General features: G+C 44.4%; 1 protein-coding gene. It reads right to left on the bottom strand.

Annotated features, from left to right (window positions below; translation table 11 throughout):
• Positions 1-241 (bottom strand): hypothetical protein (locus GJQ66_RS14420; RefSeq protein WP_196215952.1); only part of this gene is annotated, 241 nt, incomplete at both ends.

Genomic DNA, 241 nt, shown 5'->3' with positions numbered 1-241 from the left:
TTTTAATTCCCGGTTTATAGGGACTGCCAATGAGCTGCGAGTCCAGCGCAATCATCGTCATCCCGATTTTAAATCTTTCCTTCTCTTGGTTTTTATCAGGCACAAACATGGCTATTGAAACCCGTCGATATCCCCTGGCTTCAAAAGTAAGATGGCTCGCTGCAACAGGAATAGGTAAATCAAATATGCCGTTTTCGTTGCTTTCTCCGACATTTAGCTTTTTCCCATCCACCAGCGCTGT

This window comes from Microbacterium sp. ZXX196 (assembly GCF_009709595.1).
Lineage (GTDB): Bacteria > Actinomycetota > Actinomycetes > Actinomycetales > Microbacteriaceae > Microbacterium > Microbacterium excoecariae.
Note: the sequence above shows the minus strand (reverse complement) of the source record. Positions and strands in the feature narration are given on the sequence as shown.